Origin of the sequence: Amaricoccus sp. W119, from assembly GCF_047275745.1 — a bacterium.
Taxonomy (GTDB): domain Bacteria; phylum Pseudomonadota; class Alphaproteobacteria; order Rhodobacterales; family Rhodobacteraceae; genus Amaricoccus.
In genome coordinates this window covers 1-25,093 of sequence record NZ_JBKQWU010000049.1, presented here as the reverse complement: position 1 = coordinate 25,093, position 25,093 = coordinate 1, and the positions used below count along the sequence as shown (strand labels likewise).

The following is a 25,093-nucleotide window of genomic DNA, read 5'->3' as shown; positions in this document are numbered from 1 at the left end:
GACGCCCGATCAGATCCGGGCCGCGCAACTCGGCCTTGAAACCGAAGCCGCCACGGTCAAACTGGCGGCGTAACCGGCGCAAAGCGCTGTCTCAAATCCGTGCCCCGGTACACTAGGGGACGCGTCAGGACTAAATCGGTCCGGCGTCAATCAGCCCTTTGATGACGGGCTTTGGTCGAGCCAGGACTTGCGCGCGTCGGGGCCTCAGTCCTTTCCGGGTCGTTCGGACCAAACGCGGCGCCGCCGCTTGTCCAGTAATTCAGCACGCGGGCTGACTTTGGGGTGGGGCCGAGCCGGACACGTCGTCAACGATCGCGACCGACCGTCCCCAATCAACCGGTTTCGTGGTCGGGGTGGAGAAATCAGCCACCAGTCTTCGCGTTCTGCGCACCGACGGGCTTGGACTCGGGTGACCCCTTCTGACGAAGGAAGATTGACAGCACAACCAGCACGGCGGTGGACAGGAACTCGGACTGCCAGTTCTGGAACGATTCGAACCAGAGCTTGGGCTCGAGCAGATACTCCGCGAGGCTCAGTGGTGGCGCCCCGACGCGTACCGCTTCCGCGTTCGCGGCGCTCATGCTGAACCACCAGTGGAGCAGAAACGACGCCAGAAACAGCAACACGAGCGCGAGCCCCAGCGAATGCTCGTATATCCAGCCCGAGAAGGGATGGCCGCGCCAGGGCGCCGTGTCATCGGGCCGGTCGGAAGCATCCGGGTCGCGCGACTCCGAGGAGCCGCGCTGGAAGAGCACCGCCGTCAGCACGACATAGATGCTCATCTGCAGGAACTCGCTTTCCCAGTTCTCGAACAGCGCTGAGAGAAAGTCTCCGGTGCCAAGATAAGCGGTCACCCCGACCGGCGGCTCGCCGAGCCGGGCGCGCTCGACATTCAAGTCAGCCTGCCCCGTCAGGATCATCCCTGCGATCGAGACCGCGAACAGGGCCACGAGAACGAGACTCAATCCGTTGTCGCGCAGGAAACGGCGGGGTGCTCTGAACCGGCTCGGAAGATCCCGCACTCCGCGATCCCTTGTCACGGCGCGCGCACGCCCTCAACCAGTCGCCGATATTCCTCGGCGGCGGCGAGTTCGATCCCCATGCCCGGCGCCTCGACCGCCCCGGGGTCCTCCTGGCCATCCTGAAGGGCGCCGCGCTCCCGCAGGCGGTCCAGCAGCTGGCCGGCTGAGGGCAGCGTGGCGAGCTCCGCTATCAGCAGTTGAAGGACGCGACGGTGCGCGAGCAGCCGCCCCTCGATCATATCCTCGTTCATGCGGGATCCCTCCGATGCAAGGGGCGAAACCGTGGCGGGCGGAGCCTACCCTAGCCATCCCGATGCAAACCGCGCCGCGCGCGAAAGGTTCACGCGCGGCGCCCATGAGCGGCTCGCCGGGACAAACCGTCCCGCTGTTTCATTTCCACCGCTTGCTGACGATTCATGCCGGACAAGTCGCAAGCGCGATCATGAGGAAATTGAAGACCACGTCCCACCTGGGCTTCGCGCCGCGACACCGGCTTGCTGGAAACCCTCATCGCGCATCGTCCGAGAGGTCCGCCATCATGACGTCGTCCCCGACCAGGTCGGCGCGGCGTCACGAGATCCGGACATCTCGACCCTTTCGAGACAGATCGCCCGTCGACGATCCACTCGCTGTCCTGCGTCGCGGAACAAGCGACCTTCCAGCTTGTTCGTACAGAAGAGCGCACGAAGCGCACGAGCAGGGAGGGAATCATGGTTGACCACAAAAGCCCGGACGCGCGCGAGCCGGCGCGCAAAGGAATGGATGACGCGGTCGAGGCCACCCGACGCGTGATCGGCGAGATCGGCGCCGATTTGGGAAGCGATTTCGAGGAAACGAAGGATCGGGCGATGGACCAGGCGGAAGCCGCGAAGCAAGGGCTGGCGAGCCAGGTCGGCGAGACCGCCGCCGCGCTCGAATCCGCCGCCGAGCGGTTCGGACCGCGATCGGTGCAGGGCGATCTCTTCCGCGGCGCCGCGCGCGGGCTCGACGCGCTGTCGGAGGCGCTGCGTGGCAATTCGATGGCGGGGCTCGCTTCCGATCTGACGGCGTTTGGCCGCCGGAATCCGGCCGCCCTCTTCGGCGGCGCGGCGCTCGCCGGCTTCGCGCTCGCGCGGTTCGCGCAGGCCTCGGCGCCGCGACCCGCGTCGGGAGCCCAAACCGAAACGGAGGAGGTCCAGAGACGAACCTGCCCGATGAACGAGGCGCGACGACGCTCCTGTCCGATCTCGTCGGTCAGGTGTCCGAGCTTTTTCGCAAGGAGATCGAGCTCCTTCGCGCCGAGGTCACCGAGAAGCGGAGGCAGGCCACGGCGGCGATCGGAGTGGTCGTCGTCGGAGCGGTGCTGGGGACCGTCGCGCTCAATGTGCTCGCGGCGGCGGCGGTGCGTGCGTTCGAGCGCGCGGGGCTCGACGCCGGCTGGGCGGCGCTGATCGTGGGCGGCGTGTTGCTTATCCTCGGACTCTTGCTCGCGCGGAAAGGACTCGGCGATCTCAAGGCAAGCGAGCTCGCCCCGCGTCGGACCGCGAAAGCGGTCACGCGGGACGCGGCCATGGCGAAGGAGAAGATCTGATGGCGAGCGACGTGAAAGAGCGTGATCCGCGAACGATCGAGCGGGAGATCGATCGGGACCGCGAGCGTGTGTCGGAGACGATCGACGCACTCCGTGCAAAGGTGTCGGCCGAGGGACTCGTCGATGAGATCGCGAAGGCGATCTCCTCGCATGGCGGCGAGATAACCGGCGGCCTCGGCCGCGCGATACGCGAGAACCCCCTCCCCCTGCTCCTGACCGGCATCGGCCTTACCTGGCTAATGGCAAGCTCGAGCGAAAGAACCGCGCCCGACACCCGGCCCGCGCCCGGTCCGCGCCCGGATATGGGCGGCCTTGCAGATCGGGTCTCGCATACCGCCGCCGAAGCGGTCGGGGGTGTCCGCGACACGGTCGCGCATGCGCGGGACGCGGGCGGCCAGGCGCTGGGAGTCGCCGGGGGCATGGCGAGCGGCGCGGCCGGTATGGCGCGCGGCATCGCGGGCGCCGCGGCCGAGGTCACGCGCGACGGCCTCGACGCGGGCCTGTCGCAGGTCCGGGCGGCGGCCGGCTGGAGCGGCGCGCACGGGCGCGAAATCCGCCAAGGGTTTGGCGCTCTCGCGGAGGAACAGCCGCTGGTCGTCGGCGCGCTGGCGCTGGCGCTCGGCGCGGCGATCGGTGGCGCTCTGCCGCGTACTCGGACCGAGGACGCCTTGTTGGGCGCGGAAGCCGACCGCCTCAAGGCCGCGGCCAGAGCCACGATCCGGTCCGAAGGNGCGCGGCGATCGGTGGCGCTCTGCCGCGTACTCGGACCGAGGACGCCTTGTTGGGCGCGGAAGCCGACCGCCTCAAGGCCGCGGCCAGAGCCACGATCCGGTCCGAAGGTCGGAAGGTGGCGGCGGTCGCGGGCGCGGTAGCCGGCGAGGCGAAGCAAGTCGCCGCCGATGCCGGCGAAAAGCTCGCCGAGACCGCCGACGACCTCGCCGACCACGCCCGGGACGCCAGCGCGCGCTTGCGCGGCGCGGCGCATGAGGAAGGCGGGATCCAGCGCACCGCGGTGATCGAAGGCGCGCTGGCGCCGGTGAGCGCGCCAGGACGATCCGTGGTGGAGGAAGAGGGCGATCGGACGGTTTCACGGACGCGCCGAGATGACAGGTTCCCGCACCCCGACGACTGAATCGCAACCGGTCGTGTCGGCCGACTTCCTCCGCCTCCAGGGGCGGAGGAATTGGAAGGAGGATGAAACGTGCCCCGTGGAGACAAGGACGCTTACACCGACAAGCAGAAGCGCAAGGCCGAACATATCGAGGAAAGCTACGAATCCCGCGGGGTCTCCGAGAAGGAAGCCGAGCGCCGCGCTTGGGCGACGGTGAATAAGGAGTCAGGTGGAGGCAACAAATCCGGATCCGGACGCGGCAAGCCGGATACGCACGAGGCGGCCGAGAAGGGCGGTCGCAAGGGCGGAGCGGCCTCGGCGGCCCGGCCCAAGGCGGAGCGGTCCGCTTCCGCGCGGAAGGCGGCCAAGACACGGGCCGAGCACGATCATTCGTAGAGTACGCAACCCTCGGGGAAGGAACGGCTATGATTAGAAGGTCATCCATCGCGTCGATCTCGACGCGCGCGACCGCCGCGCTCGCGATATCGATCCTGTCAGGCTGGGCGGCGGTCGCTCAGGATAAGGTCGTCGCAACAGCGAATTTCCAGGATGCCGAAGGTGTGCCGAATGGCACCGGCACCGTGACGGCCGTGCCGATCGGCGTGCTGATCGAGCTCGACATCCGCGGCCTGCCGCCCGGACGCTTCGTCGCCACGCATGTGCACGAAGCCGGGCAATGCGATCCCGCTCACGGCCATGAGAGCGCGGGGAGTCATTTCAACCCGTCCGACGCGCCGCACGGATATCTTGTCGAGGGTGGCCCGCACGCGGGAGATCTGCCGAACCAATATGTCGACCGCGAGGGGGAGCTTCGAGCCCAGATCTTCAGTGGCACGATGACGCTTGACGGCGGACCCGCGGACATCCGCGGGCGGGCGCTGATCATCCACGCGCAACCCGACGACTACGAGACCCAGCCAGCCGGCGGCGCTGGCGATCGCCTCGCCTGCGCGGTCCTCGAATGACAGCGCATCGATGGCGGGATTATCCAACGCCGTCCATGACCTCAAGGACGAATGGTTCGACGGTCCGCGAGCCTCGCGCTCGCGTCGCATAAGATCCCACACAGCCGGCAAGGACCAAGCCGATCGAGACCGGCGCACAAGCCCGTTTGGATCGGGGGCTCGCTATGGCCAGGCGGATCATCAACAGTCGTCCATGAGGATCAGAAGAGCCGTCGGGGCGAAGCCACGGCGGGGTCGAAAAGTAGGCCCGTCCAGCCGCTGATCGGGACCTTCAGCATCATGCTCGGCCCTCGCGGCTGGCTGGCGTGCTGGCCAACCGTGTAGAGGCATAAGCTGGCCCTCATGAGCGAATGGGGCCAGCGAATTCCGCGCCAATGCCGGCCTCCCCTCCTCGCTGGCCAGTACCTGTGTGTCGCAACTGGCCCGCCGTCGCATCCAAAGACGATTGGCTCGATCCGCCTGCCGCTCGATCCCCAAAGGGATCACTTTCTTCGCGGAGCTTCCGGGGTCTCGTCAGGCAGTTCCGCGATCTGCTTCGCAAACCGGCCACCGGGCTCTTCCCTGAGATCCTCCGCGGCGCCTTCCTTCATTCCCGGCACCATCCCCGGAGGCACGTCCTCGAAGCCGGGCTGGACCGGGCGCGCGGCATGGGCGTCGTCGATCCCGGCGACGGCCTTGGGAAACTCAGTTTCGGCGCGGCCCTCCTCCAGCAGGCGCCGCGCTTGCATCCAGTGGTCGTGGTCACGTCCCTCCGGGCGTCCCTCCGCTTCCCAGATCGCCTCTGCGACTCGGGCGATCTCATCCTGATCGAGGTTGTCTGCTGGCTTCTTCATCGGTTGGGCCCTCCTTCGTACGTTGTCCAAGCCGCGAATTGGCGGCTCGGCGAGCCGCGCGTGCGGGTCGGTTATCCGGAGCCTTCGACGCAATCGTGCAGAAAGTTCCGCCGAAAGGAACACCTCGGCCACGAGACGGTTCCCTTCCAACACCCCCATGGAAAAGGCCCGATGCTCCCAAAATTTGGTAAACCGCCACCGCCGCGGCGCTGCTTGCATGGGAATGGGGCCACAAGTCGTGTCTGTCCGCGCGAGGGGGCGTACCCAAATGGAGATTGTGATGACGAAGACCCCACCTCGCTCCGAAGACTACCAGCCCAAACGCCGCAACGCGCAAGTCGATCAGCCCAGTTCGAAACACCGCCCCGAAGAGTTCGATATCCAGAATCCCGCCAAGCAGGTGGATGATCTCAAGCGGCGGCCCGGCGAGGCGAGGGAAAACACGGAATAGCGGCGCGGGACCGTATCCCAACGTCTCGCGGCCCCCAGGCTCCGCGCACGCGACCGTCGGTATGCTTGTCGCGTTCGAGGTCAGCTCCCCGCCCTCAGTTTGTCTGGGTGGTGCCAGGTGTCGGGTTCTGCTCGAGTTCCCGCGCATGCTGGAGGTTCATGCCAACGAAAACGACGATTGCCAGAAGGATCACGATCGCCACGACGATAACGCCGGCGCGACCTTTGCGCTTCGGTCCTGGATTATTGGAAGTGACCATGGTTTCTCCAGCTCGCAGGGGAGTGGCGCTGCCTGCGCCACGGAGGGGCTTATTGGATCAACGCCGGATCAGGGGATGCGCGCGAGGACGCCGTCGCAAGCCGAGGCGCCCGTCACGCCCGCTCGGTCCCGGCCTTCAGAACCACCTTTGTCCAGGCATCCTGATTGTAGCGAAAGTTCTCGTAGCCGCGCGCGGCCTCTTCCAGCGGCAGGCGGTGCGAGATGAGGAAGGTGGTGTCGATCTCCCCTTCGCCTATCCTGCGCAACAGGTCCTGAGAATAGCGCTGGACATGCGTCTGACCCGTACGGATCTGCACGCCCTTTTCCATCATCGCGCCGAGCGGGAACTTGTCGAGCATGCCGCCATAGACGCCCGGCACCGAGATGCGCCCGCCCTTGCGCACCGCGAGGATCGCCTCGCGCAGCGCGTGCGCGCTGTCCGCCCCGACCCCGATCCTCTGCTTGACGTTGTCGAGGATGGTATCGGGTGCGAAGCCGTGGCTCTCCATTCCGACCGCGTCGATCACCGCATCGGGGCCATGACCGCCGGACATCTCCATCAGCGCGTCCAGCACGTGGGTCCGCTTGAAGTCGATCACCTCGGCGCCGAGGCCGCGGGCGAGTGCCAGCCGGTTCGGATATTCGTCGATGGCGATCACCTTGCCGGCGCCCATCAACAACGCGCTCTGCACGGCGAAGAGCCCGACCGGGCCGCAGCCCCAGACCGCGACCGTGTCACCCTCCTCGATGCCGGCGTTCTCGGCCGCCATCCAGCCCGTCGGCAGGATATCGGACAGGAACAGCACCTGGTCGTCGTCGAGCCCGTCGGGGATGACGATCGGGCCGATATCCGAGAACGGCACCCGCACGTATTCGGCCTGTCCGCCCGGGTAGCCACCGGTCAGGTGCGAATAGCCGAACAGCCCGGCCATCGCATGGCCGTAGAGCAGCTCGCTCGCGTCCTGGGTTTCGACCGGATTGGAATTGTCGCAGGCGGAGTAGAGTTTCTTTTCGCAGAAGAAGCACTTGCCGCAGGAGATCGTGAACGGGACCACGACCCGCTGACCCTTGGTCAGCGTGCTGTCCGGCCCGGTTTCGACCACGCGGCCCATGAATTCGTGCCCGACGATATCGCCGGGCTTCATGCCCGGGATGACGCCGTCGTAAAGGTGCAGGTCCGATCCGCAAATCGCGGTGGAGGTGACCTCGATGATCGCGTCGCGGGGATTCATGATCTCGGGATCGGGAACGGTCTCGACGCGGACGTCGTGTCGGCCCTGCCAGGTGACTGCGCGCATGGGAACCTCACGTGGTCCGGTGGTTGGAAGAAGTGGCGATCTCGCCGGTCTCCATCAGCATCTTGAAGCGCTTGAGCTCGCGGCGGCCCTGTACGCCGGGCTCGCGCTGGAACAGCGTGGCGATCCAGCGGCCGATCTCGCCGGCCGGCGGCACATAGGCGACGATCGCCTCGACCTCGGTACCCCGGCCCGCCGGCGCGTCGCGGAAGGTGATCTTGCCCTCGGCGTCGACGTCGGAAGCCTCGGTCGACCGCCAGGCGATGAACTCGCCGGGGCGATCCTGAACGATGCGCGTCTCCACATGGACCTCGCGGCCAGCCGGCGCCGCGATGGTCCAGCGCGCCCGGTCGCCCTCGACGGCGACCTCCCGCACGTTCTCCATGAAGCGCGGCAGGTTGGCGAAGTCGCGCCAGTAGGCGTAGAGCTCGTCGCGCGGGCGATTGATCGTCACCGTGCGCCCGGTCACGGCGTAGCGCCCGAAGCCGATCCGCCGCGCCGTCCGCCCCGGCGCGCTGTCGGCCGGCCGGTGCGCGACCTCGTTGCGCGCTCGGCGCTCGAGAAGCGCGACCCCCGCCATCCCGAGAGCGAGGCCGAGGCCGACCGTGCCCCAGCCGATACCCACCGCGCCCCGCGAGGGCGGACGAGTCTGATAACGGTACATTCCGGTAATCCCTGATCCCGCGCCGCTGGCGCTCGACAGCAAGAGAACCACCCCCGCCGCGCTTGGTTCCTGCGCCGCCGCCGCTGACGGACGGGCCGCTCGCTCGCGCCCTGGCAGCCATGCCCTAAGCGGCCCGAGGCAGCCGCCCGATGGCGCCGACGATCGACGTCGGGGCTCCCGCGGACAGGCGCGATCTCGATATTGCCGCGTGGTGGGAACAACCGGCTTCCGCCTCGGTTGCCTTGGAACGGCCAAAGGTGACATCCGTTTCCCATTTTCCGATCACAGAACCGTCAACTGCCAGATTGACACGTTATACGAGTGCATGGTACGGATTAATTGCTTACTTAGAGTCGATCTCCTCAAAGCACTAATCATCATAAAATATAAATGCCTATGGGAAGGGATGCGAGATGCCCAGTTCTAGCATTGGCGTGCGCCGTTACACCGGACCTCTGCTGGCTCCTGATCTTTTATCCGGCCAGAATACCTTGCTCCTTTCGACATTCACCGCTCCTACTACGGGCACGCTCGCCGATAACGAAGGCATACTGAGCACCGCCGACAACGGTATCAGCACCTTCAATGGCAATGCCCTGGCCTATGTCGGCAGCGGCACGGTCCAGGCGGGAATTCGCGTCGCCGGCATCATCATTCCGACGGGCGCGGCGGTCGATGTCGTGGTGTTCCAAGCGGGAGGACAGACCTATTTCCATTTCCCCGATGGCCAGCCGGGGCCGCTCGCGACGGTCGCGATGCTCGTCACCATCGACAGCGATCCCTACGAGGTGTTTCCCAACCCGTATCTCGGCAACGCGGCCGTCAACACCTTTAACGGCGATGCCTTCAACAACATCATGACAGGTGAGGGCAACAACGACATCATCAACGGCGGCGGCGGCAACGATCGCATCGACGGCGGCACCGGAAACGACGTTCTGCGGGGCGGCGACGGCCTCGACTCGATCAACGGCGGCGAAGGCAACGACACGATTTCCGGCGACGGCGACAACGATGTCATCGACGGCGGCGCCGGCGACGACAGCATCTCGGGTGGCCTGCGGGAGGATCGACTGACCGGCGGGATCGGCAACGACACGCTCTCCGGGGGCGACAGCAACGACCAACTCTTCGGCGGGGAAGGAAATGATTCCCTTTCCGGGGGCGAGCGCAACGACGGCCTCTACGGCGGCAACGGCAACGACGGGCTGAATGGCGACAACGGCAATGACCGGCTCTTCGGCGAAGGTGGCAACGACCGCCTGATCGGGGGCCTGGGCGACGACCTGCTGAACGGTGGCAACGGGGTAGATACGCTCGAGGGCGGTTTCGACGACGATCAGCTTTTGGGCGGTGCCGGGAACGACATCCTGCGCGGCAACGAGGGGACCGATGTGCTCGATGGCGGCACCGGCGGCGACATCCTGACCGGCGGGACCGGTGGGGATCGCTTCATCTACAACGCAGGCTCGGACCAGATCACCGACTTCGCGAACGAGGATGCCATCTGGCTCACGAACGCGCTCCCGGCCGGAACCACCGCCCAGGACGTGATCGACGACTACGGGCGGATCGCCGGAGGCAACGCCGTCTTCGACTTCGGCGGCGGCGACGTCCTGACCGTTCAGCGTGTCACCAACCTCGCCACGCTGCTGGACGACATCTTCGTGATGTGACGATAGGCCACGCGGCCGGCGCCAGCCCGCTGGCGTCGGCCGCACGCTTCACGGAGAGGCTGGGACGCGGCCCAGACGCAGCCCGCTGCCTTTATCACCAACTCCGGTGCGACTAGGCAGATAGCAGGCTGCCCGGTCGCGCCGGTGCGGCCGGCACCGGAAGGCGCGGGCGTCGGTGTCACCGCGGCCACCGACCTGGCGCCGATCGTGGAACTGCCCATGGGCCTGCTCCTTTCCATCGAGGCGACCGCGATCTACCGCGGTTAATGCTGCTTGGAGCTTTGTTCACACCTTGGTCACGGATCGGATGCGATCTCACCGCTCGCCATGTTCACGCCTTCGGCCGATCCCACACCATCGCCGCGAGCCGCTGGTCCGCCTCGAACGACCCGGCGGGAAACTCGATGCCCAATCGCGGGTGTTCGCGGATAGCCTGCGCACCGGTCTGGCCGACGCGGATGCGCCACGACTGCCGCTCGGCCGGTGCGGCGTTGTCAAACGCGCGGCATGTGAGCACCGCCAGGTTGGCTCCGCTCGCCGGGTCCCGGACCGAGGTGTATCGGATGATCTCCACGCCGATCTCGCGCGCCGAGTCAGCCAGGGCCTGGCACGGCTCATAGTCGGTAAGATGCGTCCACGACTGGGCGCTCTCGGCCAGTGCTCCGCTGGGCAGGTCGAGCGCCGCGCCCGTTTCCAGATCGGCCGAGAAGGCGGTGTATTCGGCCGCGTCGTCCGGAAATGGCGTCTCGGGGCTCTCGGCGTAGAACAGGAACCGATAGAAGACCATCTCGGCCACCGCCGTCTCCGGCTGCTCCGCGCCGTACCAGACCCCCGGCGTGATCCCGGCCCGTCTGAACCTCGAGCCGTGCGGATAGGGTCGATAGCGAAACGGCGTCGACAGCAGATAATCGAGATGACGGCACTCGACCGGCACCGGCGGCTTCGTCTCGTCCAGGATGCTTTCGAGTACCTCCTGCTCTCCGAGGCTGTCGACGACCTTGAGGGTGGAAACGCGATGCTGCGCTTCGACGAGCCGCCAGGCGCTGCCTTGAAACGGCCGCGCTTCAGAGCGGAGCGCGTCGGGCGTCCAGATACGCGACGACATCCACGAGTCCCTGGGCGGAGGCAATTCGGTCGGCTGGGCGCGCGCCGAGCGCGCTGTTTGGCGCGGCGAGCCAGGCGCGCGCGACGCGTTCGTCACCGTCGGTAATCGCGTCCAACGAACGATAGCCGCGCACCAGAAGCGCCGCGAGTTCGAACGGCTTGCCGTGATCGCTCAGCGCCGCTTCTCCGCTCTTGAAGCGTGAGATCTGCGCCTCTGAAACGCCGAGCACCTCGGCTAGGAGGCGGCCGGAGATCTCCAGGCGCTCACTCGCGCGTACGACGGCCTTGGTCAGGATCGCTCCCCGAACCGACGCGGCCTTGGGATGGCGTGCATTCAACATCTCAGCCTCCTTTCCTGAATGAACCATATAGAACCAAAATTCCTGAGGAAAGGGTTCATCTCCCCGACGTCGAGCCCAACAAGCCCACCAGCTGGTCGGAGCGACGTGGATCTTCCCCGCCCCTCGCGGCCTTACGGAACGGCGAGGTCCAACGCACCGAGAAGTCAGGCAACCGCCGCGAATCCATTTTTGGATTGTCGGCGAGCAGCCCGAATATGCATTCGAGCGCAGCGCGTCGCCGCTCGAGGAGGCGTGGCGGCCTCACGGCTTCTGGAAAACGGCCGCCCGGAGCCGGAAAGCTCCGGATGGCCAAGTCCCGGATGGTGTCAGTAGCCTATCCTAGCCGGAATTCATCCGCGTCGAAACCACCACGGCGCTCTCCGATGCGTCACGCATCCGGCGCGTAGTTCGAACGCAGATTCCGGCGCGCCTGACTGATCAGATCCGCCATCTCCGAGGCGATCCCGCGCTGGTCCGACACCAGCCTGTCGAGCTTGCGCTCGGTCGCCGCCTCGTCACCCCCGGCGTCGTCCGTTGGCACGCTCGGCTCGTCGGGTACGACGACGGCCGGCGTGGGAGGGGCCGGTGGCACCGGCGTCGTGACCAGCGCGGCCGGGCTCGGGGGCGGCTCCTTGCCCGCGCCGCCGTCCGAACCCTTGGCGACGCGGGCCGCCGCTTCGCCGGGCAGCGGTGTCGCCGCCATCTCGGGCGGTTCCGCCAGGCTCACCCGGTCTTGTTCCGCGAAGATCCGTTTGAGCGCGCGGTCCTCGTAGTATTTGACCTTGCCAAGCCGAACCGGGTTCTGGTCGCGGATCAGCGCGACGGCGGCCTCGGGACCAAGCAGCCGGATCTGCTCGGGGCGGATCAGGCGCGCGCCTTCGTTGCGCTCCTGGATCGTCGCGGCGTCCCAGCCGCGCTGGCGCCAGGATTTCACGCGAGCGCGCCGGGTCTGGTCGCCGATCGCCTCGGAGACGTAGCGCGGCGTGTCCATGTCGGTCGGCGCCATGAAGAGCTGCAGCTCGCAGTTGCCCATGAAGTTCGCGGCCCCGTCGGCGCCGTAGGTCTCGCGCAGGTTGGCGAGCGACTGGACGATCAGCATCAGGTGCGCGCCGGAAGAGCGCACCGTGGTGATCGCGCGGCCCATCTCCTCCATCTTCCCCAGCGAGGCGAACTCGTCGAGAAGGAAGAGCACGTCGAAGCGATCCTTCTCCGTCTTGTCGGTCTCCTGCAGCAGCATGAACATCTGCTGGAACATGAGCCGGATCAGCGGCGAGAGCACGCCGAGGTCCTTTTGCCCGACGCAGAGATAAACGCTCGCCGGATCGGCGCGAAAGGTCTCGATCCGGAAATCGCTGGCGCTGGTCGCGTCGCGCACGTCCGGATCGGCCCAGAGCCGAAGACCGCCGTCGAACATCACCGAGACATAGCTGCCGAGCACCTTCTCGGGCTGGCTGGCGAACCGGTTGAAGATCGACCGCGCCTCGCCCGACCCGGTCTCGGCGCCGAGGCGCTCGAGCAGCTCCGTGGTCGGCCCGGCCTGGGTCAGCAGGTCGTAGACCGCGGCGATGGTCGGCGTGCCGCGCTCATGCGCGACCACGGCGGTCGCGGCGAAGATTTCGCGCGCGCCATCGACCCAGGATTCCGTGCCCTTGCCCTTGGCCTCGATCAGGCTGTTGGCTAGCCTGAGCGCCTCGGCGAAGCGTCGCCGCTCCGGCGCGGCCGCGACCTCGTCGAAGGGGTTGTAGCGATGCGACCGCCGGTCCTTGGCGTAGGGCGCGAACTTGAACACCCGATCGCCCATCCGCTGTCGGCGCCGCGCCGTCTTGGCGTAGTTCTCGCCCTTCACGTCCAGGACGACGGTCGAGCCGACGTAGGTCAGCAGCGTGGGGATGACGATACCGACCCCCTTCCCCGCCCCGGTCGGCGCCGCGACCAGAGAATGCACGATCGCGGAGGAACTGAGGTAGGGCGCCCAGGACCGGGGCGTGCCGAGCTTGCCCCAGATCGGACCCCGCGCCTCGCGCACGCGCCGGGCGAGCAGACCCGCGCGCCGAAGCTCGCGCCGTTCCGCCCAACGGGCTGTGCCGTGACTCGACAGCTCCTCGCGCCAGAACAGTGCCACCCCGGCGAAGGCGGACGAGACGGCGACGCCGAGACCGAGCAGCGCGCCGGTCTGGAACGGCCAGGCAGCGAGCGCGGCCGTTTCGGGAAGCAGATCGGTGAAGGTCGAGAGCCCGATCTGCCCAAGATCGCCACCGAGCCGCCAGGTGACGTAGGCGCCTGCGGCGAGCAGGCCCGGCAATGCCCCGACCATCAAGCCGAGCGTCGAGCCGAGCAGAACGTCCTGTCCGCGCTTCTCCATCACCGGCTCCTCCCATCGTCTTCATCGCGCGACCGGACTGGCCGCGTCGGTGGCTCCGCGGGACCTTCGCGCGACGTCGACGGTGTCTCGATCGACGTGGCGCCGCCCCGCGCCTCGGTCGGGTCGTCGCGGCGCCGCGTGGCGCTGGCCCCCAGCTCGCGCTCGGTCACCGCGGGATCCCGCGTCGCCTCCCCGGCACGATCGCGCGCGCGTTCCGCCGCGTCGCGGTAGATCGCCCGAGCCTCGGCGTGGAAGGCGAGGATCTGGTTGTTGGTCTCTTCCGGGCGCTCATCTGGCTGACCGAGCGCCGCGCGCCGTTCCAACCGCTCGTTGATCTCCTGGAAGCGATAGTCCTGGCCCAATCCGAGCGACACCGTCTCGGACGCGTAGCGCCCAACGCTGGCCGCCGGATCGAGACCAAACCGCTCGGCGAGCCGTGCGACCTTCTCGTCCGCCTCGGCACGCGCGGCCATCGCCGCCGGATCGCGCGGATCAGGCGCGAAGCCGCGATAGTCTGGATGAACGGCATCGGAAGCGTAGCGCTGCAAGCGATAATCCTCGCGCAGGAGCGGCGCCGCCTCGGCCTTCAGCCCGGCGATGCGCCGGATGAACTCGCTCCTCGTCGCCGCGTCCGGGAGATCCCGGACCGTCTCGTCGAGACGCAGGAAATTCTCCCGCGCCTCGTCCTGTTTCGCCTCGATCGTTCGCGTCATCGCGAGGGCCTCCTTTGTCGTCAAGTCAGTGCGGGCATCGCGCTCGGCCGTCAGCGCGTGCCCCTCGAGAATGGTCGCCGCCGCCGCCACGAGCCGCGCGGCGCGGTCCGCGACCGCGTCGCCGAGGCTCGCGGCGGCGGCCTGATAGGCGCGGGTATGGGCGAGGATCTCGGCCGCCGCGGCGATCGCCGAGGCGGCGCTGTGAGCCGGGGCGACGGGATCGCGGCCCTCGGATCTGGCGCGGCGGTGCTCGCCATCGGGCACCGGGCGCGCATGCACGCCGCGCGACAGGCGCGAGGTGCCGGTGAGCGCGATCCCCTCGCGCGCCGCGACCTCGACCTGGACCTCGCGCAGCCGGTCGAAGCTGATCGCGCCGCGCGCCGAGATCTTGAGCCAGGATCCTTCGTCGAGACCGCGGCGCGAGACGACCACGTGAATGTGCGGAAAGTCGGTGTCGGTGTGAAACGCGGTGTAATAGTCCCAGCGATCGCCGTGCGCGCCAGTGTCAAAGAGTTCGGCCGCCCAGGCGCGCCCCGCCCGCTCCGCCGCCTCGGGATCGGTGTCGCGCGGAAAGCTGACCACGAAATGCGACGTGCGGTCCGAACCGCCGCGATCGGTCTCGGGAAGCCCCCAGTCGGAGGTGAGCAGGCTCGCCTCGGCGGCGGAGATCTCCACGCCGAAGGTGCTCTCCGAGGAGCGCAGCGGTACGCCGCCGGTCCGGCTGAGATAGGCCATCTGCGCCTGGAGGCCGCGCGCGTTCTTCGCGCCGCCGGTTCCGATCAGCTTGACCAGCGCCTGCGGGCTCGGCGCCAACGCGCCGGCGATCGCCCCGCGCCGCCGCTTCGTCCCGAGCAGGCCCATGCCTTGCGCCTCGCGGGCCGCGCCGCCGCGCCCGAGCCGAAGCCGGGCCCAGTCCTCGCCCATCACCGCGTCGACTGGCGACAGATGCGCCGGTGCCTCGGCGCCACGCCGCAGCAGGTCGGGAACCGACGGAACCACGCTCATTCCCTTGGCTCCCTGTCGCCACCCTGCCCCGCCGCCACACGCAATCGCGCGAGCCCGTCCTCGCGCCGCGCGCCGAGATCGAGGATGCGCTGGAGCGCGCCACGCACCTCGATCAGGGCCCGGCCAAGCTCGGCGCGCTCGGCGAGGAAGGCGCGATAGTCCGGATCGTGCGTCCGGTTCGCCGCGTGCGCGATCTGGTTGACGTTGGTGGCGATGCCCGCGAGCTGGCGATTGAGCGCCTTGAGCTCGGCGATCGTCGCCGCGTCGACCTCGAGAAAGCCGCCGATCCGCCGCGCCGCGATCCGGAACGCGCGGTTGCGCTTGATGCCCAGCTCCGCGAGCCGCGCGTCGAGCTCGGCGAGCTCGGCCTCGGTAAGGCGCACGGTGACGGTCTTGTCGACCCGGGGCGTCTTCCGCGCGGCCTCCGGATCCCGCCAACGGCCCCGGATCATCCGGCGCTTCTGCCAGCCAGGAGCGTCGGCGGCGACGTCCGACGCGGCGTCATGAGGCTCGGTGGGGGGAGGCGTGTCGATGGGCACGGCGAGAAAAGACCACGTTTGAATATATCCTGCCTCGTGCTTAACCCTACCGAATCCTACTCTTCAAGCGAGTATCCATCGCACCGGCGGAACCACGCCGAGTCGCGGTCGAGGGGCTCGACGGCGGGAGAGTCATGATGTGAATCAGCATGATAGCGGCGCGGTCGAGGGTCGACGCGGCGGCGACGTGGCGATCCAGCGCGGCGTGGTCGTACTACCGCCATGCGTGCGCGCTGTGGTGTCGTGTCGGCGCTCGGAGGCATCGACGTCGCGCGGTGGATGAGGATCGCGGCGCCGTGGCGCGAGCGTTTCGAGGCCGTGGGTTCGCATCGCGTCGGGGGCATTTCGCCGCGTCGCCAGGCAGTCGTTGCGCGCAACGACTTCGCGGGCCCGTGGCCCCGACGCTGTGCCTCCATGGCTTTTTGTAGCCACGTAGCCTTGTCGCCGTGCGATCGGATGATACAACCGCCGGGAATGCCAAGACCGGAGTGCCTCATGAAACTGATCTCGTTCGTCTCGTTCAAAGGCGGCGCGGGCAAGACCACCGCGCTGATGGCGATCGCCTCGATCCTCGTCGCCGAGGGCCATCGCATCGCGCTGATCGAAGCCGACGAAAACGCGCCGCTCGAGCGCTGGAAGGAGAACGCCGAGGCGATCCGCACCTGGAGCGATCGCTGCCTGCTCGCCGCCTGCGGCACGCTCGAGGAAGCGCAGGCCGCGATCGACGCAGCCGAGCGCGCCGGCTGCGCCTTCGTCCTCGTCGATACGGCGGGCGGCGGATCCGACCTGAACACTCTCCTGATCGCGAATTCCCATCTCGTCGTGATCCCCACGGCGCTGACCGTCCTCGATCTCGACGAGGCGATCGCAACCATCGAGTTCATCACCGAGAGAGTGGCGCGGAACATGGATCGGCCGATCCCGACCCGACTGCTGTTCACGCGGTTCCCGCAGAGCCGGCTCAAGAGCACCGAGCAAGCCAACCTCGAAGCGGTGAGCCCGCTCCCTCGGTTCGAGCGGTATCTGACCGAGCGCGCCGCCTTCGCCGATCTCAAGATCACCGGGCCGCTGCTCGGCTACCACGCGATCCTCGCCGCCTCGCCCTCGAAGCGGCTGCTCGCGAACCACATGATGGCCGCCGTCGGCGAGGCGCGCGACGTCACGCACGAGTTGCTCGAGCTGGTCTGAGAGGGGAGCCCCGATCGTGAAACTGATCCAGCCGCCGAGCTACGCGAGCCTGCGCTCGAAGCTGAACGATCCCCGGGCTAAGGCCGAGCTGCCCGAGAGCCCCGACGCGACCGCTCCCGCGCCTCTCGAGCCCGCTCGCCCGGATGCGTCGGTTCTTCCGCCGGCTCCAGTGCCGACGGCACCGATGTCACCTCCCGCGCCGACTACGTCGCCGCCGCGCGTCGATGCGGCGGGGGCCGAGAGCGCGACGGCGCGCAAGGTCTACAAGTTCCGCGTGCCGGTCCCGGTCGCGGCCCTGGGCAGCGAGTTCGCCAAGCTAATCGAGGCCTACGGCGAAGCCGACGCGATGGGCATGATCCTGAAATCCGCGCTCGACGCCTGGGTCGCGAACTACGGCCCCGAAAGCCGGCTCCTGAACAAACCGGATTATCTCACCGCCGGCGCGTCGTTCGGCACGACCCGGCGTTTCGCCGACGCGCTCGTCGCCGATGTCCGCGCTCGGATCGATCCCTACGATCGCCGCGCCGACGGCTTCATCGCGCAACGCATCGCCGTCAGCGCGTTGTCAGACTACCTCCAGCGCGCCTAACGGGCCGCCGGGACCGGCAGCCCTCCGGCGCGGTCGGTCGCCGACGACGACGCGATTGGGCCTGTCGCCCGGGGCGACAGGCCGCGCGGTAATCATGAATCCCGCCGGTGCTTGATTGACCATCCCCCGACGCGATCCTCCGATCGGGATCGGGGGTTTCAAACGTGATCAGGCAGGATGGCGCGCGCGCCAGAATCGCGCTCGCGGCGGAAAGGCTCGTGACGCGGCGTGGCCTTGCCACCGCGCTCGTGATCGGCGCGGCGCTCTATCGGCGCGATGTGCCGCGTGGTTCACTCTCCGGGCGCGCTTGCGCGACCGGTACCTTCGAACATCTGGCGCGGCGGATCGTAACATCGGGGCCGACTGCTTCGGGCGGGGGTCCGGAGATCGAGCCCCCCGCTCGCTGGTTGACGCCGCGCCCCGACGGCCAGCGCTCGGGCGCCGCGGCGCGGGGCCTTTCACCGGCGGGGCGGCCGCCTCAGGCGGCGCTCCGTTGCGCGACTCCCCCTCCGGCCTCGAGCAGGAAATCGACCGCCTTCTGGGCTTCGGCGGCGGCGCGGAAGATCAGCCGCTTGTCGTTTCTCAGCGCGCTGAGCCAGCTTTCGACATAGGCCGCGCTCTGCCCGAAATCCGGGGTCAGGCCGAGCCGCGCGCAGAGCATGACGTTGCCGAGCTCGGCGACGAGCTCCTCGAAGGCATAGGCGTCGCGGTCGGCGAATTTGGCGAGCCGATCCAGACGGCTCGCATGCCCCGTCCAATGCGTCGCCTCATGCGCCAGCGTCGCGTAGTAGCCGGCCATCGCATGGAAGGTCCTGATCGGCGGCATGTGGATGCGGTCGGCCTTGAAGTCGTAGTAGGCGCGCGGGTCGGAGCTCGACACGATCACCGCGCCCGTCGCGGCGAAGAAGGCCTCCAGCGCGCGATCGGGCTCGGTGCCGAGATCGCGCGGCGCCTCCGGGTGGCGATGGTACACCTCCGGAAGCCCGTCGATCTGGTCGGCGTTGAAGACGGCGTAGAGCTTCGTGAACGGGATCGCGCGCCGATCGTCCTCCTCGGCGGTCCCGGCCTTCTCAAACGTGCCGAACTTGATCACGCTCGCGGATTTCTCGCCCTTGCGCACCTGACCGCCGAGCGCCTGGGCCTGACGATAGGTGAACCAGAAGCGCGAGGCGTAGCCCTTCTCCCAGGCCTCGAGCCAGAGCAGGATCACGTTGATGCCGCGATAAGCCTCGCCACACGCCCGGTATGGAAAGACCGCCCCGCGCGCGGTCCCGGTCCAGGGCTGGCGCCAGGGCGGCGTGCCCGCCTCGATCGCCGCCACGATCCGATCCGTCACCCACTGTTGCGCGTCGAACTTGCCCGCCATTGTCGTCGTCCTTCCAGATTGGGCGGTCCGGGCTTTCCCGCTCCGCCGATGGGCGGCGCCTCCTCGGTCGGTGACCGGAAATGCGTCCATGCATTTCCCGGGAGCGGAGCGGGGAGGGCGTGGCCCGACCCGCGGCCGGGCGGGCGTGGGTCAATCGGGCGGAGCCGCCCCTGGCGCGGCCCGCAGGCGGCACGCCGAGGACACGGGGGGCGGCGCAGCCGACGGCCGACGGCCGGCGCTCGCCGGTTGACGCGCGCATGCCCGGATGCTGGGCGGATCAGGAAATGGAAATGGTGTCGGGGCGGGGGTGAGCGGGCCAAAGGCCCGTCGATCCCCTGCCCCGTCCGCTCGAAGCGCGCCCGCCGATCCGGCGGGCTCCTTTGGCGACGCGACGGGCAACATCCGCCACTGGCAGCGATCATCATAAGTATGATAAAGTAGGAACAGCCAAAGGGAGATGAGATTGGCCGAGATCGAACGCCTGACGGTTACGCTGCCCGCCGATCTGGCCGCCGTGCTCCGCGCGGCGGTCGCCGAGGGGGACTATGCCTCGACGAGCGAGGCCGTGCGCGAGGCGGTGCGCGACTGGCGCCTGAAGCGGCTGCTTCAGCTGCAGGAGCTGGCGGCCCTGAAGGCCGATATAGACCGGGGCCTGGAGGATGTCGCGGCCGGGCGCGTGGAGGGTTTCGACCCCGCGCGTATCATCGAGCGGGGGAAGCAGCTATTAGCCGGCCGTACGCGCTCCGCCTGACCGAGAGCGCCGAAAGCGACCTCGCCGATATCTGGTCCTACATCGCTTCGGGGGCGTCCGAGGAGACCGCCAGCCATTTCGTTGGTTCGCTCGGAGCCCACCTCGAGCAGCTTCGCCACGCCCCCTACTCGGGTCCCGCGCGCCCTCAGCTGGCTGAGGGATTGCGCATGCTCCCGCATGGCAAGTACGCGGTCTACTACATCGTCCGGGAGTTCGAAGTCGTCGTGGTCCGGGTCATCCACGGCGCGCGCGATCACGCCGCCATGGCAACGCGCGGCGCGTTTCAGGTGTAGTTTTTCGGGGCGGCCACGCCAATGGTGCGACCCTTGACACGGCGAGGCCTGAACCTGCGACCTGACCGCCCAGTCGGTGGCGACGATCACCCACTGAAAGCGCCGGCTGACCCGAGCCCAACCAGACCGGACGTCGCGCTCAGGTGTCGTCGATCACCAGCCCGTTCGGAAGCAGGACGTAGCCGGCCCGACGCAGAGCTCCGACTTCGTCGGCCGCGAGGCTGATGCGGCCAAAGCCCGCATCGTCGATCGCGGCTTCCTTCCACCGCACCCAAGGTCCGAGCATCGCCGGCAACCGCGCGCCGCCCGCGTCGGCGGACACCGCGTAGGTCCCCGAATGTCCCCTGAACAAATACGCTTGCATCGTCACCCCCCTCGCCTCGCAGCGGCTATATAGGGATCGTGTGTCAGAACGGGAACGGCGCGGGTCCGCTCCGCCACGGGGCCGGAATTGACCCTCGCCGTTCCAACGATCCGCGCCCCTCTCGATCAATCTCGTGAGCCATCAATTCACTCATCCTAGCCTATTGGCCGACGCGGCTTCCGAAGAAATTGCGGCCCGCGCCGAATGGACGTAGGGATGGCACACAAACTCCAAACAGGATCCCTACATGGACGCGCAGCCCAGCCTCGAACGGGGCGAGATTCTCGCACTCGCGTCGGAGATCGTCGTCGCCTATGCCGGCAACAACGCGATCGAGACCCCCGCGCTGACCGAGCTGATCGGCGGCGTCTTCGCCAAGTTGTCCGAACTCGCCAGCGACGAGCAGGCGATTCCGGAAGCGCTGGTGCCGGCGGTGCCGATCCGGCGCTCGGTGACGGACGACTACATCGTCTGTCTCGAGGACGGCAAAAAGCTGAAGATGCTGAAGCGGCATCTGATGACGTCCTATGGAATGACACCAGAGGAATCTCGCGCGCGGTGGGGGCTCAAGTCGGACTATCCCATGGTCGCGCCGGGCTACTCGGCCAGACGCCAAGAACTGGCCAAGGCCATCGGCCTCGGTCGCAAGCCGAAGGAGCTGGAACCCGCGCCGCCGCCCCCTGCCAAGCCGCGCGGCCGCCGCAAGGCCGCCAGCGCCTGAGCCGGGTGCTGGCCCGACCGGATCGCGCGCCGTGGCGCGCGATCCGGCGCTAACCCTGGTCCCGGGCGATCCAGTCGGCCGCGCCGTGGAGGCGCTGGACCCGCCGGCTCGCCTCCGCCGCGTCAGGAGTCAGCTGTCCGATCAGGACGCCGTCGCGCGGCTCGATCGAATGCCCGGCGTGCACCCGTGCGAGCCAGGGCCGGAGCGCTCGCGCGAGCGCGTCGATCTTCTCGGGATCGGCGCTCACCTCGACGCCGCGCGGCAGCACCTGTCGCCACACCAGATCGCGGAAATAGCGCACCGACTCCGGATAGCGCAGCGCGCCGTGGCGCTCGTCGCTTGCCGTGAGATGGCAGAACCCGTCCTCGTCCAGGAACAGCGCCAGCACGGCGACCTTGTCCGGCCCGCCCAGCACCGTCCCCGGATCGCAATCGACGGTCACGGTCAGAGAAAGCGTCGTCGGCATCGATCGTCTCATAGTCGGCGCCACGACGCCGGTGGCATCGCGGCGGGTCTTTTCATCGGCAGGCGGGACTCGGCTCGGGCTCCTTGCGAGCTCGCGCCCGCCGGGCGCGGCGCGACCGCGCTCCCGGACACCCGAGAGGTCCGCCGCGCGGCTCCAGAGTACCTTCGGCCTCATGACGCGCCCTGCCCGGCCAACGCCCTGAAAACTGGAAATCGCATACCACTCCGTGAGTTGCTTCGGGGGGAACGAGGAGAGCCGCGCCCGGCGCGGCATCCGCCGGCGATGGTCGGCGGCGATCTCCCGGCCCCGACTCCCATGGATGCCGGACCGGGTCAACCGCCGGCGCCATTTCTTGGCAGGACCCACCGCCCGGCGGTGGCGGCGGATCGGCACCAGCCGCCCCGGAGGCGAGGCGCGCTCCGATATGGGAAGTCTCCGCGCGCCTCGCCCCCTCCCGCCGCGCCCTGCTCGGCACGCGTCGCCTCACCGAGCATCGCAAGGTGACAAGCGGTGCCGGGGATACTCCCGGCACCGCGCTGCGCTCAGCCCATACCCTCGGGCAGCCAGGCATCGATCCGCGCGCGCTGCTTCTTGCTGAGCTTGAGGCTCGCGCGGGTCGCCTCGTCGGCGAACAGGCTCTCGAGCCGTGCCGCCTTCTCGCCCTTCCGGAGCTTTGCGAAGGCGGTCATCGTCGGATGCTCGGGAGCAAGGTCGAGCAGGTCGGCCCAGAGCGCCTCGAGAGTGGCGCCGCTCACCCGGCCGAGAAAATTCTCGGCGGTCGGGGTCCAGACCGCGCGGATCTCCGTCTTCGCCTCCGCGTCGATCAGCGCGGCGAGGTCGCGATCGTCGATGGTCAGCAGCGCGGTCAGGTGCCGCGACAGCTCTCCGCGCCGATGCTCGGCGTCCTCGGAGCGGAAAGCGCGGAACGCGGCGGCGCGGTCGAAGTCCCACGGGTTCTCCGGCCTCGGCGCGAGCTCGGTCAGGCGCGGGTCGAGCGCGAAACCGGTCGCGGTACCGGGCTGGTTCGGCACGTCGCTCACGCGCAGCCCGAAGGCATGACCATGGCCGATCCGGCCCGACAGCTCGAAGGCCAGCAGGTCGAGCAGCAGGTCCGGCGCGCCGAGCATCGCGTGCTGGCGCGCGCCGCGCGCGACCCGGGCGAGGTCCTCGGCCAGGGCGGCGGAGATCGGCGATTTCTGTCGCGCGGTTTCGCCTTCGCCGCGCCCTTCCCGTTCGGCCAGGATTCCGGCCTCGATCGCCGCGGGCTGATCCTGTGGCAGCACTAGTCCGCGCGCGGCGGCGAGGGAGTCGTCATGCGTGACCCAGACGATGATCCCCGCGTGATGGGTCTGGGTCTCGGTGTAACCGCCCTCACGGATCGCGGCGAGCTGGTCCAGCTCCGCCGCGCCCGCGTCGTCGAGCGCGTCCATCTCGGCCAGCGCCGCCAGTTCATCGTGGCGCAGGGCCTCAGCCTCGCCCAGTTCTCCCTCGAACGGATAGAGCCGTTCGGTGCCGAGCGCACCGATCTCGTTGTAGCCGAGATAGGGCTCCGACACGGTGCGAACCCATTTCCAGCCCTCGGCGGCGCGCAGTCCCTCCGCCGCCTCGGCGAGCTTCTCCGCGAAGCACGTGTCGAGGATATCGGGATCGTCGAGATAGATTTCGTCGGCGAAGAGGTCATGGCTGATCCGCCCGCCCGCCGCGCGGTAGGCGTCGAGCCCGACGAAGCGGGCGCGCCGGTCGCCGGCGCGGATCGCGGCGGGTTTCAGGAGCCGGCGCAGGCGGTGCTCGTCGAAGCTCCGTCCGCGCGCCTGGTCCAGCACGCCGAGCGCGTGGGCGAGGTCGTCGCAGATGGTGAAGCAGGCCGCCGCGCCGAGGCTGATCTCGTCGGCGCGCAGCGCGGCGAGCACCGGCGCGGGCAGCGCCGCGAGCTTCAGGCGATGGCGGACATGCGCGTCGGCGACGCCGAAGGCGATGGCGATTTCCGGGATCGCCGCGCCGCGCGCCGCGAGATCGGCGTAGTCGCGGATCTCGTCGGCGGGGTGCAGCGCCTCGCGCAGATGGTTCTCGCTCGCGGCCCAGACCCGCGCGGTCGCCGCGTCCGGCGCGATCCGCACCGGCACCATCTCGAACCGCGGGTCATCGCGGGACCGGGGGTCATCCCGGAACCGCGGATCCTCGCGCAGCAGTGCGAGCGCGCGCAGCCGGCGGCCGCCGGCGACGATCCCGACCTTGCCGTCGTCGTCGCGCAGCCCGGCGAGGTTCTGGATCAGCCCGAGCGCGCGGATGTTCTCGGCGAGCGTCGCGAGGCCGGCCTCGTCGACCGCGCCGCGCGGGTTCATCGGATGCACGTAAAGATCGGCGAACGGGATGCTTTCGATCACGGCGGTGATCTTGCCTTCGATGCTCATCGGGAGCCTTTCAGTTCGGGAAGGTTGTTCGGAGCGGCCTCCGGCCGTTCGGTCCGGAGCCCGGAAGTCAGAGCGCGCCGTGGCGGAGCAGGAAACGACGGCCGATGCCGAAGACATCGCCCCGGCCGATCAGCGCCCAGGCCTCGCGGCGGCGCAGGGCGAGCCAGTCCGCGCCCATCTCAGTATTCCTCCGGCAGCAACAGCGTCAGCACCCGCCGCGTCCGTTCGGGATCCTCCGGCGTGTCCGAGCCGAAGGTGTAATCGGCGTCGTAGAGGTCGAGTTTCCAGTAGACCCGGATCGTCTCGCCCCACTGCTCCACCGAAACGATGCCGAAGTCGCGCTGGCCCCACGGATCATTATCCTCGCTGAACTCCGCGAAGGCTCGGACGGCCGCGACGAGGCGCGGGATCGCCACCGCGCCGAGCGCGGCGATGCCCGAGGTCATCGCGATCCGGCCCGGCACCGTACCGTCGGCGCCCCAGCTCATCCGGAAGCGATCGTTCTGCTCGGCGATCACCCGGGACGCGGCGTCGCCGCGTTCGACGTCGAGCGCGTCGTCCAAAGGACGTCGCTCGTTCGGTCAAACCGAACTTCACACGGGCGCTCCTGCGACCACGGTGATCGGCGCGTGCGCAGCCACGAATTCTTTGCTGCACACGAGAAGGCTTGCGCGTTGTGCATCAAAATATTACTTGCTGCGCAGAGCAATGAGGACCTGATGACGATCATCTCTCACTCCCGCGCCGCGCAGGTCGCTTACCAGGATCTGTTGCGGCTCCACCTAGACGACACCGCCTCGGAGCTGATTGGCAGCGTAGAGGAACGTTCCCGGAACGGACGGAGCTACCTCTACGACAAGTTCCGCATCGGCACCGAGATGAAAAGCCGCTACCTCGGCGAAGGCACGCCGGAGCTGCGCGGATCGTGTCCCGCGGGGTGGTGTAGCTGAGGCGGTCATCGGGTTTCTCGGTAGGGTCGGGTCGCAACCGCCAACCTGAACCGAGGCATGCCCCCGATGACCAAGCCTATGATGG

31 protein-coding genes are annotated in these 25,093 nt (G+C 68.5%); 14 read left to right on the top strand and 17 right to left on the bottom strand.

Annotated elements, in window-relative coordinates; translation table 11 throughout:
- Nucleotides 1-362: 362 nt before the first annotated feature.
- The 3 genes from ACLJK8_RS17790 to ACLJK8_RS17780 form a co-directional block, all read right to left on the bottom strand.
- Nucleotides 363-1,022: a DUF6766 family protein gene (locus ACLJK8_RS17790; protein ID WP_413151686.1), complete on the bottom strand. Its 660-nt coding sequence runs from the start codon at nucleotides 1,020-1,022 to the stop codon at nucleotides 363-365.
- Between the two features lie 14 nt (nucleotides 1,023-1,036).
- Nucleotides 1,037-1,273, bottom strand: a complete 237-nt coding sequence (locus tag ACLJK8_RS17785; RefSeq protein WP_413151685.1) for a hypothetical protein — start codon at nucleotides 1,271-1,273, stop codon at nucleotides 1,037-1,039.
- A 285-nt stretch (nucleotides 1,274-1,558) separates the two neighbouring features.
- Nucleotides 1,559-2,179 carry a hypothetical protein gene (locus ACLJK8_RS17780; protein WP_413151684.1) on the bottom strand — a complete coding sequence of 207 codons (621 nt, stop codon included), beginning with the start codon at nucleotides 2,177-2,179 and terminating at the stop codon, nucleotides 1,559-1,561.
- Between the two features lie 29 nt (nucleotides 2,180-2,208).
- Between ACLJK8_RS17780 and ACLJK8_RS17775 the strand changes: the two genes are divergently transcribed.
- The 5 genes from ACLJK8_RS17775 (at nucleotide 2,209) to ACLJK8_RS17755 (ending at nucleotide 4,668) form a co-directional block, all read left to right on the top strand.
- Nucleotides 2,209-2,592: a phage holin family protein gene (locus tag ACLJK8_RS17775; RefSeq protein WP_413151688.1), complete on the top strand. Its 384-nt coding sequence runs from the start codon at nucleotides 2,209-2,211 to the stop codon at nucleotides 2,590-2,592.
- Entirely contained in the window at nucleotides 2,592-3,464 is an 873-nt protein-coding gene (locus tag ACLJK8_RS17770; protein ID WP_413151683.1) for a DUF3618 domain-containing protein, read from the top strand. The genes ACLJK8_RS17775 and ACLJK8_RS17770 overlap by 1 nt, the downstream gene beginning before the upstream one ends.
- Nucleotides 3,440-3,724, top strand: a complete 285-nt coding sequence (locus ACLJK8_RS17765) for a hypothetical protein (RefSeq protein WP_413151682.1) — start codon at nucleotides 3,440-3,442, stop codon at nucleotides 3,722-3,724. The genes ACLJK8_RS17770 and ACLJK8_RS17765 overlap by 25 nt, the downstream gene beginning before the upstream one ends.
- A gap of 69 nt (nucleotides 3,725-3,793) precedes the next feature.
- The gene (locus ACLJK8_RS17760; RefSeq protein ID WP_413151681.1) at nucleotides 3,794-4,099 is read left to right on the top strand and encodes a plasmid stabilization protein; all 306 of its coding nucleotides are present in this window, start codon (nucleotides 3,794-3,796) and stop codon (nucleotides 4,097-4,099) included.
- A gap of 29 nt (nucleotides 4,100-4,128) precedes the next feature.
- Complete coding sequence (locus ACLJK8_RS17755) at nucleotides 4,129-4,668, top strand: superoxide dismutase family protein (protein ID WP_413151680.1); 540 nt, start codon at nucleotides 4,129-4,131, stop codon at nucleotides 4,666-4,668.
- A gap of 482 nt (nucleotides 4,669-5,150) precedes the next feature.
- Here the strand turns inward: ACLJK8_RS17755 and ACLJK8_RS17750 are convergent, their stop codons facing one another.
- Nucleotides 5,151-5,633, bottom strand: a complete 483-nt coding sequence (locus ACLJK8_RS17750; protein WP_413151679.1) for a DUF2934 domain-containing protein — start codon at nucleotides 5,631-5,633, stop codon at nucleotides 5,151-5,153.
- A gap of 148 nt (nucleotides 5,634-5,781) precedes the next feature.
- On the opposite strand from ACLJK8_RS17750, the gene ACLJK8_RS17745 reads away from it, so the two are divergent.
- Nucleotides 5,782-5,952: a hypothetical protein gene (locus ACLJK8_RS17745; protein ID WP_413151678.1), complete on the top strand. Its 171-nt coding sequence runs from the start codon at nucleotides 5,782-5,784 to the stop codon at nucleotides 5,950-5,952.
- Between the two features lie 94 nt (nucleotides 5,953-6,046).
- On the opposite strand, the gene ACLJK8_RS17740 is transcribed toward ACLJK8_RS17745, so the two are convergent.
- From ACLJK8_RS17740 to ACLJK8_RS17730, 3 genes are all read right to left on the bottom strand, one after another.
- Nucleotides 6,047-6,211 (bottom strand): hypothetical protein, encoded by a 165-nt coding sequence (locus ACLJK8_RS17740; RefSeq protein WP_413151677.1) that lies wholly within the window; start codon nucleotides 6,209-6,211, stop codon nucleotides 6,047-6,049.
- A gap of 112 nt (nucleotides 6,212-6,323) precedes the next feature.
- The gene (locus tag ACLJK8_RS17735) at nucleotides 6,324-7,508 is read right to left on the bottom strand and encodes a zinc-dependent alcohol dehydrogenase (RefSeq protein WP_413151676.1); all 1,185 of its coding nucleotides are present in this window, start codon (nucleotides 7,506-7,508) and stop codon (nucleotides 6,324-6,326) included.
- A gap of 7 nt (nucleotides 7,509-7,515) precedes the next feature.
- Complete coding sequence (locus ACLJK8_RS17730; protein WP_413151675.1) at nucleotides 7,516-8,169, bottom strand: SRPBCC family protein; 654 nt, start codon at nucleotides 8,167-8,169, stop codon at nucleotides 7,516-7,518.
- A 434-nt stretch (nucleotides 8,170-8,603) separates the two neighbouring features.
- Here ACLJK8_RS17730 and ACLJK8_RS17725 point away from each other — a divergent pair, with 434 nt between their 5' ends.
- Entirely contained in the window at nucleotides 8,604-9,845 is a 1,242-nt protein-coding gene (locus ACLJK8_RS17725; protein ID WP_413151674.1) for a calcium-binding protein, read from the top strand.
- A 144-nt stretch (nucleotides 9,846-9,989) separates the two neighbouring features.
- Entirely contained in the window at nucleotides 9,990-10,112 is a 123-nt protein-coding gene (locus tag ACLJK8_RS17720) for a hypothetical protein (protein WP_413151673.1), read from the top strand.
- Nucleotides 10,113-10,176: 64 nt separating this feature from the next.
- Here the strand turns inward: ACLJK8_RS17720 and ACLJK8_RS17715 are convergent, their stop codons facing one another.
- The 5 genes from ACLJK8_RS17715 to ACLJK8_RS17695 form a co-directional block, all read right to left on the bottom strand.
- Nucleotides 10,177-10,950, bottom strand: a complete 774-nt coding sequence (locus ACLJK8_RS17715) for an RES family NAD+ phosphorylase (protein ID WP_413151672.1) — start codon at nucleotides 10,948-10,950, stop codon at nucleotides 10,177-10,179.
- Complete coding sequence (locus ACLJK8_RS17710; protein WP_413151671.1) at nucleotides 10,910-11,290, bottom strand: MbcA/ParS/Xre antitoxin family protein; 381 nt, start codon at nucleotides 11,288-11,290, stop codon at nucleotides 10,910-10,912. Before ACLJK8_RS17710 ends, ACLJK8_RS17715 begins: the two co-directional genes overlap by 41 nt.
- Before the next feature lie 388 nt (nucleotides 11,291-11,678).
- Entirely contained in the window at nucleotides 11,679-13,652 is a 1,974-nt protein-coding gene (locus ACLJK8_RS17705) for a type IV secretory system conjugative DNA transfer family protein (RefSeq protein WP_413151670.1), read from the bottom strand.
- Nucleotides 13,652-15,370 (bottom strand): relaxase/mobilization nuclease domain-containing protein, encoded by a 1,719-nt coding sequence (locus ACLJK8_RS17700; protein WP_413151669.1) that lies wholly within the window; start codon nucleotides 15,368-15,370, stop codon nucleotides 13,652-13,654. The genes ACLJK8_RS17705 and ACLJK8_RS17700 overlap by 1 nt, the downstream gene beginning before the upstream one ends.
- Nucleotides 15,367-15,822: a DNA mobilization endonuclease VirD1/MobC family subunit gene (locus ACLJK8_RS17695; protein ID WP_413151668.1), complete on the bottom strand. Its 456-nt coding sequence runs from the start codon at nucleotides 15,820-15,822 to the stop codon at nucleotides 15,367-15,369. The genes ACLJK8_RS17700 and ACLJK8_RS17695 overlap by 4 nt, the downstream gene beginning before the upstream one ends.
- A 582-nt stretch (nucleotides 15,823-16,404) precedes the next feature.
- Between ACLJK8_RS17695 and ACLJK8_RS17690 the strand changes: the two genes are divergently transcribed.
- Nucleotides 16,405-17,097: an AAA family ATPase gene (locus ACLJK8_RS17690; RefSeq protein ID WP_413151667.1), complete on the top strand. Its 693-nt coding sequence runs from the start codon at nucleotides 16,405-16,407 to the stop codon at nucleotides 17,095-17,097.
- Between the two features lie 16 nt (nucleotides 17,098-17,113).
- Nucleotides 17,114-17,686, top strand: a complete 573-nt coding sequence (locus ACLJK8_RS17685) for a hypothetical protein (protein WP_413151666.1) — start codon at nucleotides 17,114-17,116, stop codon at nucleotides 17,684-17,686.
- A gap of 478 nt (nucleotides 17,687-18,164) precedes the next feature.
- Here the strand turns inward: ACLJK8_RS17685 and ACLJK8_RS17680 are convergent, their stop codons facing one another.
- Entirely contained in the window at nucleotides 18,165-19,052 is an 888-nt protein-coding gene (locus ACLJK8_RS17680) for an ArdC family protein (protein ID WP_413151665.1), read from the bottom strand.
- A gap of 463 nt (nucleotides 19,053-19,515) precedes the next feature.
- Between ACLJK8_RS17680 and ACLJK8_RS17675 the strand changes: the two genes are divergently transcribed.
- Complete coding sequence (locus tag ACLJK8_RS17675) at nucleotides 19,516-19,803, top strand: ribbon-helix-helix protein, CopG family (RefSeq protein ID WP_413151664.1); 288 nt, start codon at nucleotides 19,516-19,518, stop codon at nucleotides 19,801-19,803.
- Complete coding sequence (locus ACLJK8_RS17670) at nucleotides 19,776-20,096, top strand: type II toxin-antitoxin system RelE/ParE family toxin (protein WP_413151687.1); 321 nt, start codon at nucleotides 19,776-19,778, stop codon at nucleotides 20,094-20,096. The genes ACLJK8_RS17675 and ACLJK8_RS17670 overlap by 28 nt, the downstream gene beginning before the upstream one ends.
- Before the next feature lie 139 nt (nucleotides 20,097-20,235).
- Here the strand turns inward: ACLJK8_RS17670 and ACLJK8_RS17665 are convergent, their stop codons facing one another.
- Nucleotides 20,236-20,418 carry a hypothetical protein gene (locus ACLJK8_RS17665; RefSeq protein ID WP_413151663.1) on the bottom strand — a complete coding sequence of 61 codons (183 nt, stop codon included), beginning with the start codon at nucleotides 20,416-20,418 and terminating at the stop codon, nucleotides 20,236-20,238.
- 289 nt (nucleotides 20,419-20,707) lie between these two features.
- On the opposite strand from ACLJK8_RS17665, the gene ACLJK8_RS17660 reads away from it, so the two are divergent.
- A complete protein-coding gene (locus ACLJK8_RS17660) occupies nucleotides 20,708-21,181 on the top strand; it encodes a MucR family transcriptional regulator (protein ID WP_413151662.1) in 474 nt (157 codons plus the stop codon).
- 49 nt (nucleotides 21,182-21,230) lie between these two features.
- Here the strand turns inward: ACLJK8_RS17660 and ACLJK8_RS17655 are convergent, their stop codons facing one another.
- The 3 genes from ACLJK8_RS17655 to ACLJK8_RS17645 form a co-directional block, all read right to left on the bottom strand.
- A complete protein-coding gene (locus tag ACLJK8_RS17655) occupies nucleotides 21,231-21,647 on the bottom strand; it encodes a hypothetical protein (RefSeq protein WP_413151661.1) in 417 nt (138 codons plus the stop codon).
- Between the two features lie 542 nt (nucleotides 21,648-22,189).
- Nucleotides 22,190-24,058, bottom strand: a complete 1,869-nt coding sequence (locus ACLJK8_RS17650) for a ParB/RepB/Spo0J family partition protein (RefSeq protein ID WP_413151660.1) — start codon at nucleotides 24,056-24,058, stop codon at nucleotides 22,190-22,192.
- 179 nt (nucleotides 24,059-24,237) lie between these two features.
- On the bottom strand, nucleotides 24,238-24,621 hold the full coding sequence (locus ACLJK8_RS17645) for a DUF3768 domain-containing protein (protein WP_413151659.1): 384 nt from the start codon (nucleotides 24,619-24,621) through the stop codon (nucleotides 24,238-24,240).
- 66 nt (nucleotides 24,622-24,687) lie between these two features.
- On the opposite strand from ACLJK8_RS17645, the gene ACLJK8_RS17640 reads away from it, so the two are divergent.
- Nucleotides 24,688-25,008, top strand: a complete 321-nt coding sequence (locus ACLJK8_RS17640; protein ID WP_413151658.1) for a hypothetical protein — start codon at nucleotides 24,688-24,690, stop codon at nucleotides 25,006-25,008.
- Nucleotides 25,009-25,093 lie beyond the last annotated feature (85 nt).

What these genes read in the sequence shown, in the direction of transcription:
- ACLJK8_RS17680 (WP_413151665.1), bottom strand. Translation starts at nt 19,052, where the DNA reads ATGGCGGGCAAGTTCGACGCGCAACAGTGGGTGACGGATCGGATCGTG.
- ACLJK8_RS17655 (WP_413151661.1), bottom strand. Translation starts at nt 21,647, where the DNA reads ATGCCGACGACGCTTTCTCTGACCGTGACCGTCGATTGCGATCCGGGG.
- ACLJK8_RS17710 (WP_413151671.1), bottom strand. Translation starts at nt 11,290, where the DNA reads ATGTTGAATGCACGCCATCCCAAGGCCGCGTCGGTTCGGGGAGCGATC.
- ACLJK8_RS17740 (WP_413151677.1), bottom strand. Translation starts at nt 6,211, where the DNA reads ATGGTCACTTCCAATAATCCAGGACCGAAGCGCAAAGGTCGCGCCGGC.
- ACLJK8_RS17735 (WP_413151676.1), bottom strand. Translation starts at nt 7,508, where the DNA reads ATGCGCGCAGTCACCTGGCAGGGCCGACACGACGTCCGCGTCGAGACC.
- ACLJK8_RS17695 (WP_413151668.1), bottom strand. Translation starts at nt 15,822, where the DNA reads ATGATCCGGGGCCGTTGGCGGGATCCGGAGGCCGCGCGGAAGACGCCC.
- ACLJK8_RS17700 (WP_413151669.1), bottom strand. Translation starts at nt 15,370, where the DNA reads ATGAGCGTGGTTCCGTCGGTTCCCGACCTGCTGCGGCGTGGCGCCGAG.
- ACLJK8_RS17660 (WP_413151662.1), top strand. Translation starts at nt 20,708, where the DNA reads ATGGACGCGCAGCCCAGCCTCGAACGGGGCGAGATTCTCGCACTCGCG.
- ACLJK8_RS17745 (WP_413151678.1), top strand. Translation starts at nt 5,782, where the DNA reads ATGACGAAGACCCCACCTCGCTCCGAAGACTACCAGCCCAAACGCCGC.
- ACLJK8_RS17730 (WP_413151675.1), bottom strand. Translation starts at nt 8,169, where the DNA reads ATGTACCGTTATCAGACTCGTCCGCCCTCGCGGGGCGCGGTGGGTATC.
- ACLJK8_RS17690 (WP_413151667.1), top strand. Translation starts at nt 16,405, where the DNA reads ATGAAACTGATCTCGTTCGTCTCGTTCAAAGGCGGCGCGGGCAAGACC.
- ACLJK8_RS17715 (WP_413151672.1), bottom strand. Translation starts at nt 10,950, where the DNA reads ATGTCGTCGCGTATCTGGACGCCCGACGCGCTCCGCTCTGAAGCGCGG.
- ACLJK8_RS17705 (WP_413151670.1), bottom strand. Translation starts at nt 13,652, where the DNA reads ATGGAGAAGCGCGGACAGGACGTTCTGCTCGGCTCGACGCTCGGCTTG.
- ACLJK8_RS17755 (WP_413151680.1), top strand. Translation starts at nt 4,129, where the DNA reads ATGATTAGAAGGTCATCCATCGCGTCGATCTCGACGCGCGCGACCGCC.
- ACLJK8_RS17650 (WP_413151660.1), bottom strand. Translation starts at nt 24,058, where the DNA reads ATGAGCATCGAAGGCAAGATCACCGCCGTGATCGAAAGCATCCCGTTC.
- ACLJK8_RS17785 (WP_413151685.1), bottom strand. Translation starts at nt 1,273, where the DNA reads ATGAACGAGGATATGATCGAGGGGCGGCTGCTCGCGCACCGTCGCGTC.